The 8,517-nt window shown below is 73.3% G+C and carries 11 protein-coding genes; 7 read left to right on the top strand and 4 right to left on the bottom strand.

What is annotated here, in order from left to right; genetic code table 11:
• Positions 1-7 precede the first annotated feature (7 nt).
• Entirely contained in the window at positions 8-1,345 is a 1,338-nt protein-coding gene (locus tag ABFX54_RS48275; RefSeq protein ID WP_346113874.1) for a 6-phospho-beta-glucosidase, read from the top strand.
• The gene (locus ABFX54_RS48280) at positions 1,342-2,352 is read left to right on the top strand and encodes a hypothetical protein (protein WP_346113875.1); all 1,011 of its coding nucleotides are present in this window, start codon (positions 1,342-1,344) and stop codon (positions 2,350-2,352) included. The genes ABFX54_RS48275 and ABFX54_RS48280 overlap by 4 nt, the downstream gene beginning before the upstream one ends.
• Positions 2,353-2,401: 49 nt before the next feature.
• Here ABFX54_RS48280 and ABFX54_RS48285 read toward each other — a convergent pair whose 3' ends face one another.
• Both ABFX54_RS48285 and ABFX54_RS48290 read right to left on the bottom strand, forming a co-directional pair.
• Positions 2,402-2,830 carry a type II toxin-antitoxin system PemK/MazF family toxin gene (locus tag ABFX54_RS48285; RefSeq protein ID WP_346113876.1) on the bottom strand — a complete coding sequence of 143 codons (429 nt, stop codon included), beginning with the start codon at positions 2,828-2,830 and terminating at the stop codon, positions 2,402-2,404.
• 52 nt (positions 2,831-2,882) lie between these two features.
• Positions 2,883-3,137 carry a hypothetical protein gene (locus ABFX54_RS48290; RefSeq protein ID WP_346113877.1) on the bottom strand — a complete coding sequence of 85 codons (255 nt, stop codon included), beginning with the start codon at positions 3,135-3,137 and terminating at the stop codon, positions 2,883-2,885.
• Between ABFX54_RS48290 and ABFX54_RS48295 the strand changes: the two genes are divergently transcribed.
• On the top strand, positions 3,124-3,318 hold the full coding sequence (locus ABFX54_RS48295; protein WP_346113878.1) for a WCX domain-containing protein: 195 nt from the start codon (positions 3,124-3,126) through the stop codon (positions 3,316-3,318). The genes ABFX54_RS48290 and ABFX54_RS48295 overlap by 14 nt on opposite strands.
• Positions 3,319-3,322: 4 nt before the next feature.
• Positions 3,323-4,102, top strand: a complete 780-nt coding sequence (locus ABFX54_RS48300) for an acyl-CoA thioesterase domain-containing protein (RefSeq protein WP_346113879.1) — start codon at positions 3,323-3,325, stop codon at positions 4,100-4,102.
• Between the two features lie 79 nt (positions 4,103-4,181).
• On the opposite strand, the gene gndA is transcribed toward ABFX54_RS48300, so the two are convergent.
• The gene (gndA, locus tag ABFX54_RS48305; protein WP_346113880.1) at positions 4,182-5,606 is read right to left on the bottom strand and encodes an NADP-dependent phosphogluconate dehydrogenase; all 1,425 of its coding nucleotides are present in this window, start codon (positions 5,604-5,606) and stop codon (positions 4,182-4,184) included.
• 74 nt (positions 5,607-5,680) lie between these two features.
• Positions 5,681-6,373 (bottom strand): HAD family hydrolase, encoded by a 693-nt coding sequence (locus ABFX54_RS48310; RefSeq protein WP_346113881.1) that lies wholly within the window; start codon positions 6,371-6,373, stop codon positions 5,681-5,683.
• Between the two features lie 23 nt (positions 6,374-6,396).
• On the opposite strand from ABFX54_RS48310, the gene ABFX54_RS48315 reads away from it, so the two are divergent.
• The 3 genes from ABFX54_RS48315 to ABFX54_RS48325 form a co-directional block, all read left to right on the top strand.
• Positions 6,397-7,038: an SDR family oxidoreductase gene (locus ABFX54_RS48315; protein WP_346113882.1), complete on the top strand. Its 642-nt coding sequence runs from the start codon at positions 6,397-6,399 to the stop codon at positions 7,036-7,038.
• 4 nt (positions 7,039-7,042) lie between these two features.
• Complete coding sequence (locus tag ABFX54_RS48320; RefSeq protein WP_346113883.1) at positions 7,043-8,077, top strand: aldo/keto reductase; 1,035 nt, start codon at positions 7,043-7,045, stop codon at positions 8,075-8,077.
• A gap of 120 nt (positions 8,078-8,197) precedes the next feature.
• Positions 8,198-8,517 (top strand): Clp protease N-terminal domain-containing protein (locus ABFX54_RS48325; RefSeq protein WP_487047334.1); only part of this gene is annotated, 320 nt, incomplete at its 3' end.

Consider the following 8,517-nt stretch of genomic DNA (forward strand, 5'->3'; position numbering starts at 1 on the left):
GTTGAGGATGAGACTGGCCGTTCTCGGCGGCGGGGGCTTCAGGGTCCCGCTGGTGTACGGCGCGCTCCTGCGCGACACCGCCAAACCGCGTGTGGAGGAGGTGGTGCTGTACGACGTCTCGCAGGAGCGGCTGGAGGCCGTCTCCCACGTGCTGAGCGGCATGGCCGCCGGGCACGACGACCCGCCCCGCGTCCGCGTGACCACCGACCTCGACACCGCGCTGCGCGACGCCACGTTCGTCTTCTCCGCCATCCGGGTCGGCGGCCTGGCGGGCCGCACCGCCGACGAGCGGGTCGCCCTCGACCTCGGCCTGGTCGGCCAGGAGACGACCGGGCCGGGCGGCATCTCCTACGGCCTGCGCACCGTGCCGGTCGCCGTGCGCGTGGCCGAACGGGTGGCCGCGCTCGCGCCCCGCGCCTGGGTGATCAATTTCACCAACCCCGCCGGCATCGTCACCGAGGCCATGCGCCGCGTGCTCGGCGACCGGGTGATCGGCATCTGCGACTCGCCGGTCGGCCTGATCCGGCGCGCCGCCGCCGCGCTCGGGCTCGACCCCGCCCGCGTGTCGCCCGACTACGTGGGGCTCAACCACCTCGGCTGGCTGCGCGGCCTGCGCCACGAGGGCCGCGACGTGCTGCCCGGCCTGCTCGCCGACGACGACGCGCTGCGCCGGGTGGAGGAGGCACGCCTGTTCGGCACCGAATGGGTGCGGGTGCTGGAGGCGCTGCCGAACGAGTACCTGTACTACTACTACCTGACCAGGGAGGCCGTGGCCGCGAGCGCCGGGCGCACCCGGGGTGAGGAACTGCTGGGCCAGCAGGACCGCTTCTACGCCGCCGTACGCGCCCGGCCGGACGACGCCCCCGCCGCGTGGGCGCGGGCGCGCAGGGAGCGGGACGAGTCGTACATGGCCGACGCGCGCGGCGTCACCGACGCCGGCGAACGCGACGCCGCCGACCTGGAGGCGGGCGGCTACGAGGGCATCGCCCTCGCCCTCATGGCCGCCATCGCCCGGGGCGAGCCCGCCACCATGATCCTCAACGTGCGCAACGGCTCCGCCGTGCCGGGCCTGCCCGAGGACGGCGTCGTCGAAGTGCCGTGCGCGGTCGACGGCTCGGGCGTCCGCGCCCTGGCCACCCGGCCGCTGCCCGGCCGCTTCCTGGGGCTGGCGCAGCAGGTCAAGGCGGTCGAGCAGACGGTCATCGAGGCCGCGCTGACCGGCTCGGCCCGCCTGGCGACGGCGGCGTTCGCCATGCACCCGCTGGTGGACTCGACGACCACGGCGCAGCGCCTGCTGGACGGCTACCGCGCCCGCATCCCGGAACTGGCGGCCGTCTTCCCGTGACAGCGCCGCGGAACGTGACCGCGGGCCGCGCGCTGGCCATCGGCGTGGCGGCCAGCGCCGGCCTGACCGCCCTCATCTGGCTGCTCGGCAGCCGGCTGCAGGGCATCGAGTTACGGCCCGACCAGGGCGCCTCCTGGTACTACTGGAAGCTGCCCGACCCCACCCGCTGGACCCGCCTGTCGGCCTGGACCGGCTATGCGGCCCACCAGATCGCCTTCTGGGGGTTGATCTTCTACGCGCAGACGCGGGTCCGCCGCTACACCGGCGGCCTGCACCCGGTCAACGTGGTGGCGCTGGCCGTCAACGCCGGGTTCGTCGCCCTGCACGTCCTGCAGACCCACCTGTTCTACGACGGGCTCGCCCAGGACGTGTCGATCTACAGCTCGCAGGGCTCGGTGGTGCTGCTGCTGGTGGTCGTGCTGCTCATGGAGAACCGGCGGCGCGGCCTCCTCCTCGGCCGGCCCGCCCCCATCGGCAGGGCCGTCGTGGACTTCGCCCGCCGCTACCACGGCTACCTGTTCAGCTGGGCGGCCGTCTACACCTTCTGGTACCACCCGGCGGAGGGCACCTCCGGCCACCTGATCGGCTTCTTCTACATGTTCCTGCTGCTGGTGCAGGGCTCGCTCTTCCTCACCCGGGCGCACACCGGCCGCTGGTGGACCTTCACCCTGGAGGCGATGGTGGCCGTGCACGGCACGCTGGTCGCCGTCATGACCTCGGGGCCGGACGGCGCGTGGCCGATGTTCCTGTTCGGCTTCGTCGGGGTGTTCGTCCTCACCCAGATGCACGGCCTCGGCCTGCCCGCGCCCGTCCGCTGGGGCCTGGCCGCCCTCTACGCGGGGGCCGTGCTGCTCGTGTACGGCCTGCGCGGCGACCTCGGCGCGGCCGTGGCCGAGCCGGTCAGGATTCCGGCCATCGAGTACGTCCTGGTCGGCGTGCTGGCCGTGCTGATCTGGCTGGGCCTGCGCACCGCCGCCCTGGTCCGCGGACCCGCCCGGAAGCCCTGATCCGCGCCGCCGGCCGTATTGACCGGGGGCGGACCGGGGGGCGGAACGGTCAGCGAGCGCCCCAGCCGTGGGTCTTCATCAGGCGGGCCGCCACCCTGGCGAAGCGCTCGCCGTCCAGGACCGCGCCCTCACGCCTGATGTCGTCCTCGTCGAGCACGAAGACCCGGTCCAGCCGTACGTAGGAGATCCGGCCGTCGCGGCCCCACTCGCCCAGCTCCAGCCAGTCGTCACCGTCGTCGCCCTTGCTGGACAGCATCATGCCCAGCAGCCGGCGGCCCGTGCGGCCCACGATCAGCAGCGGCCGGTCCTTGCCCCTGGCCGGGTCCTCCTCGTACGGCACCCACGCCCACACGACCTCCCCCGGGTCGGCCATGCCGTCGAGGTCGGGGGAGTAGGCCAGCGTGGCGGGCCCGTGCAGGGAATGGATCTCGCGTACCGCGCCCCGGGCCGGCCGGGGGTCCTCACCTAGATCACGCATTGCAGGAGCTTACGGCGCGAGCCCGGCGGAAATCCACCCGTACCTCCCCGCGTCACGGCCGCAGGCCCAGGAAGGACTCCCTGACATCCTGAACGAACAGGTCGGGGGCCTGAAGGGCGGCGTAGTGACCGCCGCGCGGGTACTCCGACCAGCGCACCACGTTGTGCACCCGTTCGGCGTGGCGCCGCACGGCCGTGTCGCCGGGGACGAGCGCGAAGCCGGTGGGCGTCGGGTCGGGCGTGGCCGGGGGCGCCCAGTCGGGGGCGCTCTCCCGGTACAGGCCCGCCGAGCGGATGGCCGGCCGCACCCAGGGCGTCGTCGAGCCCGCGGGGCCGGACCGCTGCGTGCTCACCCTGCGCGGCGACGACCCGCACCTGATGGCCGTCGTCGTGGCCTTCCTGGACGTCGACTTCGAGGTGATCGAGCCGGTCGAGCTGAAAGATCGCTTCCAGGCGCTCGGCCGCCGCCCGCTCTCCTCTAGAATCTGATTCTGTGCCGACGTCAGCGTTCTTCACCAAGAAACGGGACGAACTCGTCCCCGCGCCGCACGCCCGCGGCCCCTGGTCCCCCGACATGCTGCACGGCCGCCTGCTCGGCGGCTTGGCGGCCCGAGCCTTGGAGGAGCGCCACGCGGGCCCCGGCCTGCACTTCGCCCGGCTGACCGTCGACCTGTTCCGCAACAGCCCGATGCTGCCCGTCACCGTCGAGACGGCCGTGGTCAGGGACGGGCGCAGGATCCGCGTGGCCGACGCCGTGATCTCCACCGACCAGGGCGTGATCGGGCGGGCCAGCGCGGTGCTGCTGCGCCGGGGTGAGCAGCCCGAGGGCGAGCGTTCGATCGTGACGCCCGCCTGGGACGAGCCGCCGCCCGCGCAGCCGCCGGCCGAGGCCGAGGGCGAGTTCTGGAAGCCGCCGTTCGACCTGTGGCGGCTGACCGAGTGGGGCGCCCCCGGGCCGGGACGGGTGTGGATGCGGGAGCGGTACCCGCTGGTGGACGACGAGCCGCTGACCCCGTTCGTCCGGGCCGCGCTGGCCGCCGACTTCGCCAGCCCGCTCAGCAACGTCCAGGCCGACGGGCTGCGCTTCATCAACGCCGACTACACGATGACCCTGGCCAGGCTTCCCGAGGGCGAGCTCATCGGGGTGGAGAGCACGGGCCACGTGAGCACCGGCGGTGTCGCGGCCGGCCAGGTGACCATGCACGACACCGCCGGGCCGCTCGGCTTCTGCGTGGTGACCGCCGTCGCCAACTCCGTGGCGACGAACGGATAGCCGGACGGGCGCCTGGGCTCCTCCGGTCGCCGCCGGCGCGTCGGAGGGCCCGCGCCGGCCGCGCGGAAAAGTGGGAGGGCTACGCCGGCCGCTCCTGGCGGTCGCCGGACCAGTCGGTGTGGAAGGTGCCCTCCTTGTCCACCCGGTGGTAGGTGTGCGCGCCGAAGAAGTCGCGCAGTCCCTGCACCAGTGCCGCCGGGAGGCGGTCGCGGCGCAGCCCGTCGAAGTAGGCCAGGGCCGAGGAGAAGCCGGGCGTGGGCACGCCGATCTGGACCGCCGTGGTCACCACGCGCCGCCACGACTCCTGCGCGGCGTCGAGCGCGCCGGCGAACGTCGGGTCGGCCAGCAGCGTGGGCAGCTGCGGGTCGGCGTCGTACGCGGCCCTGATCCGGTCGAGGAACTTGGCCCTGATGATGCAGCCGCCCCGCCAGATCGTGGCCATCGCACCCAGGTCGAGGTCCCAGCCGTACTCCTTCGAGGCGGCGGCCATCTGGTCGAAGCCCTGGGCGTAGGCGACGATCTTGGAGGCGTAGAGCGCCTGGCGTACGTCCTCGATCAGCTCGCGCCCGCCGACCCCGGACTCGTCGGGCCCGCGCAGCGACCGGGCCGCGGCCCGCTGCTCGGGGTGGCCGGACAGGGCGCGGGCGAACGTCGCCTCCGCGATGCCCGTCACGGGCACGCCCAGGTCGAGCGCGCTCTGCACGGTCCAGCGGCCGGTGCCCTTCTGCTCGGCCTGGTCGACCACGATGTCCACGAACGGCTTGCCCGTCTCGGCGTCGACCTGGTCGAGCACCTCGGCGGTGATCTCGATCAGGTAGGAGTCGAGCTCGCCCCTGTTCCACTCCCTGAACACCTCGGCCAGCTCGGCCGGCGTCACCCCGAGCGCCTGGCGGAGCAGGTCGTAGGACTCGGCGATGAGCTGCATGTCGGAGTATTCGATGCCGTTGTGCACCATCTTCACGAAATGGCCGGCGCCGTCGGGGCCCACGTGCACCGAACACGGCACGCCGTCCACCTTGGCCGCGATGTCCTGGAGGATCGGGCCGAGCGCCTCCCACGACTCCTTCGACCCGCCCGGCATGATGCTGGGGCCGTTGAGCGCCCCCTCCTCGCCGCCGGAGATGCCGGTGCCGACGAAGTGCAGGCCGCGCTCGCGCAGGGCGGCCTCGCGCCGCCGGGTGTCCTCGAAGTGCGCGTTGCCGCCGTCGACGATCATGTCGCCCGGCTCCATCAGGTCGGCGAGCTGGTCGATCACCGCGTCGGTGCCCGCCCCCGCCTTGACCATGATGATCGCCCGGCGCGGCCGCTTCAGCGAGGCCACGAAGGCGGCGAGGTCCTCCGACGGCACGAACGCGCCCTCCTCGCCGAACTCCTTCACCAGCTGCTGCGTGCGGCTGTGCGAACGGTTGTGCACGGCCACGGTGTAACCGTGCCTGGCCAGGTTGCGGGCCAGGTTGCGCCCCATGGTCGCCAGGCCGGTGACGCCGATGTCTGCCAAGTCCATCTCAGCTCCTCTGTGGGGAATACGCATGATCCAGCTCGGTGGTTCGGAGGGATATTCCCGCTCCGCCGTCACCGTCAGTCACTCTGCCGCACGCCGAGTTCGTCGAGGCGGTCCAGCATCTCGGCCGGATCGGCGTAGACCAGGAACGCCCCCGCGCGCTCCAGTTCGTCCCTGCCATACCCGCCCGACAGCAGGCCGATGCCCAGCGCGCCGGCCCGGCGGGCGGCGAGCAGGTCCCAGACGCTGTCACCGACCACCATGGCGTGCGCGGGATCGACCTTGGCCAGCGCCGCCCCGGCCAGGAACAGGTCGGGGTCGGGCTTGGCGCGGCGCACCATGTCGCGGGTGACCATGGGCGTGTCGTCCGGCAGCCCCAGCATGCCCAGGGCCAGCCGGGCCGTGCGGGCGTAGCCGCTGGTCGCGATGGCCCAGGGCACGCCGCGCGAGGTCAGCTCGGCCAGCAGCTCCGGCGCGCCGGGCAGCGGCCTGACCGAGGCGGCCTGCTGCTCGTACGCCTCGGCGTGGGTGGTCTGCAGCTCCTCGATCTGCTCCCGCGTCAGCTTGAGCCCGGTCTCCCGCAGCAGCGCGCTGACGAACAGCCCGCCGCTCATGCCGATGCGCCGGTGGATCCGCCACACCGACAGGTCGATGCCCAGCCCCGACAGCGCCTGACGCCAGGCCACCACGTGCTGGTAGACGCTGTCGATCAGGGTGCCGTCCAGGTCGAACAGGAACGCGGGCGTGGGTGCCTGCGGGAAGTCGCGCATGGGTCCATGACACCATGACGATTATGGGGATCATCATCGCGGGTGGCCACGGGCAGATCGGGCTCCGGCTGGCCGCCCTGCTCGGAGCCGAGGCCACCGGGCTCGTCCGCAATCCGGCGCACGTCGCCGACGTCGAGGCCACCGGGGCGCGGGCCGTGGTGTGCGACCTGGAGCAAGCCGGCGTCGAGGAGGTCGCCCGCGTCGTCGAGGGCGCCTCGGCCGTGGTGTTCGCGGCCGGCGCGGGGCCGGGCAGCGGCGCGCCGCGCAAGGACACCGTCGATCGGGGCGCGTCCGTGCTGCTGGCCGACGCGGCCGAGCGGACGGGCGTGCGGCGCTTCGTCCAGGTTTCCAGCATCGGCGCGGGCAAGCCGCTCGCGCCCGGCCGGGACGAGGTGTGGGCCGCCTACATCAAGGCCAAGACCGAGGCCGAGGAGGACCTGCGGGCCCGCGACCTCGACTGGACGATCCTGCGCCCCGGCCGCCTCACCGACGATCCGGGCACCGGCCGGGTGCTGCTGGCCCCCGAGGTGCCGCCGGGCGCGGTGCCGCGCGACGACGTGGCCGCCGTCATCGTGGCGCTGCTGCGCGATCCGGGCAGCGTGCGGCGGACGCTGGAACTGGTGTCCGGTGACACGCCCATCGACGAGCTCGCTGCGGGAGAGTAGGACCGTGACAGAATATCGCGTACTCGGACGTACAGGTCTCAAGGTCAGTCCGCTCTGCCTGGGCGCGATGATGTTCGGCTGGTGGGGCGAGTCCGACCCCGGGGAGTCCGCCCGGATCATCGACAGGGCGCTCGACGCGGGCGTCAACTTCATCGACACCGCCGACGTCTACTCGCAAGGGCAGTCGGAGGAGTACGTCGGGCGGGCGCTGGCCAAATCCGGCAAGCGCGACCAGGTGGTGCTGGCCACCAAGTGCCACGGCGTCATGGGCGAGGGCCCCAACGAGCGGGGCAACTCCCGCCGCTGGATCTTCCAGGCCGTCGAGAACAGCCTGCGCCGCCTCGGCACCGACTGGATCGACCTCTACCAGATCCACCGCTTCGACCCCGACACCGACGTCGAAGAGACGCTCGGCGCGCTCACCGACCTCGTGCGGCAGGGCAAGGTCCGCTACATCGGCAGCTCCACCTTCCCCGCCCACCGCATCGTCGAGGCGCAGTGGGCCGCGCGGCGGCGCTCGCTGGAGCGGTTCGTGTGCGAGCAGCCGCCGTACTCGATGCTCGTGCGCGGCATCGAGGCCGACGTGCTGCCCACGATCGAGAGGTACGGCATGGGCGCCATCGTGTGGAGCCCGCTGGCCGGCGGCTGGCTCAGCGGCCGCTACCGCAAGGGCGCCGACCTGCCCGAGACGCGCCGCTCCGACCGGCTGCCGCAGCGCTACGACATGACGATCGAGGACAACCAGCGCAAGCTGGAGGCGGCCGAGCGGCTGGCCGTGCTGGCCGAGGAGGCCGGCCTCACGCTGATCGAGCTGGCGCTGGCGTTCACGATCAGGCACCGGGCGGTGACCTCGGCCATCATCGGGCCGCGCACCATGGAGCACCTGGAGAGCCAGCTCACCGCCGCCGACGTGCGGCTGAGCGACGACGTGCTCGACCGGATCGACGAGATCGTCCCGCCCGGCGTCACGCTCAACCCGGCCGACGCCGGCTGGCAACCGCCCGAGCTGAGCGACGCGGGGCTGCGCCGCCGCCCGTGAGACGCCGCCTGTGAGACGCCGCCTGTGAGCCGCAGCCCGGGACTGGGATGCTTTGCCGAGTCCTGACTATGAAGTGCGGCATGTGCGGCTAGATGTCCCCTGAGCGCGAGGGGATATGCGATGTCGTACAGGTCATTCTTCGGAGGGGACCCGTTCCGAGGCTTCGAGGAGCTGACGGGCCGGGTCTTCGGCGGCATGGAGAGCTGGCCGCCGTCGCGGCCCGGCGTCCAGCGCGTGGACGTGGGCAGGCTCCTCAGCGCCTCCGCCAGGGAGGCGCTGAGCCGGGCGCTGGAGGCGGCCGGGCAGCGCGGCGCGCCCGACCTGGACGTGATCGACCTCCTCGACGCGCTGATCGACGACGACGCGGTCAAGGCCCTGCTGCGCGCGGCCGGGGCCGACCCCGGCCGGCTGCGCGGCGGCGTCGATGCCGTCGCGCAGCC

The organism is Nonomuraea maheshkhaliensis, assembly GCF_039529435.1.
Lineage (GTDB): Bacteria > Actinomycetota > Actinomycetes > Streptosporangiales > Streptosporangiaceae > Nonomuraea > Nonomuraea maheshkhaliensis.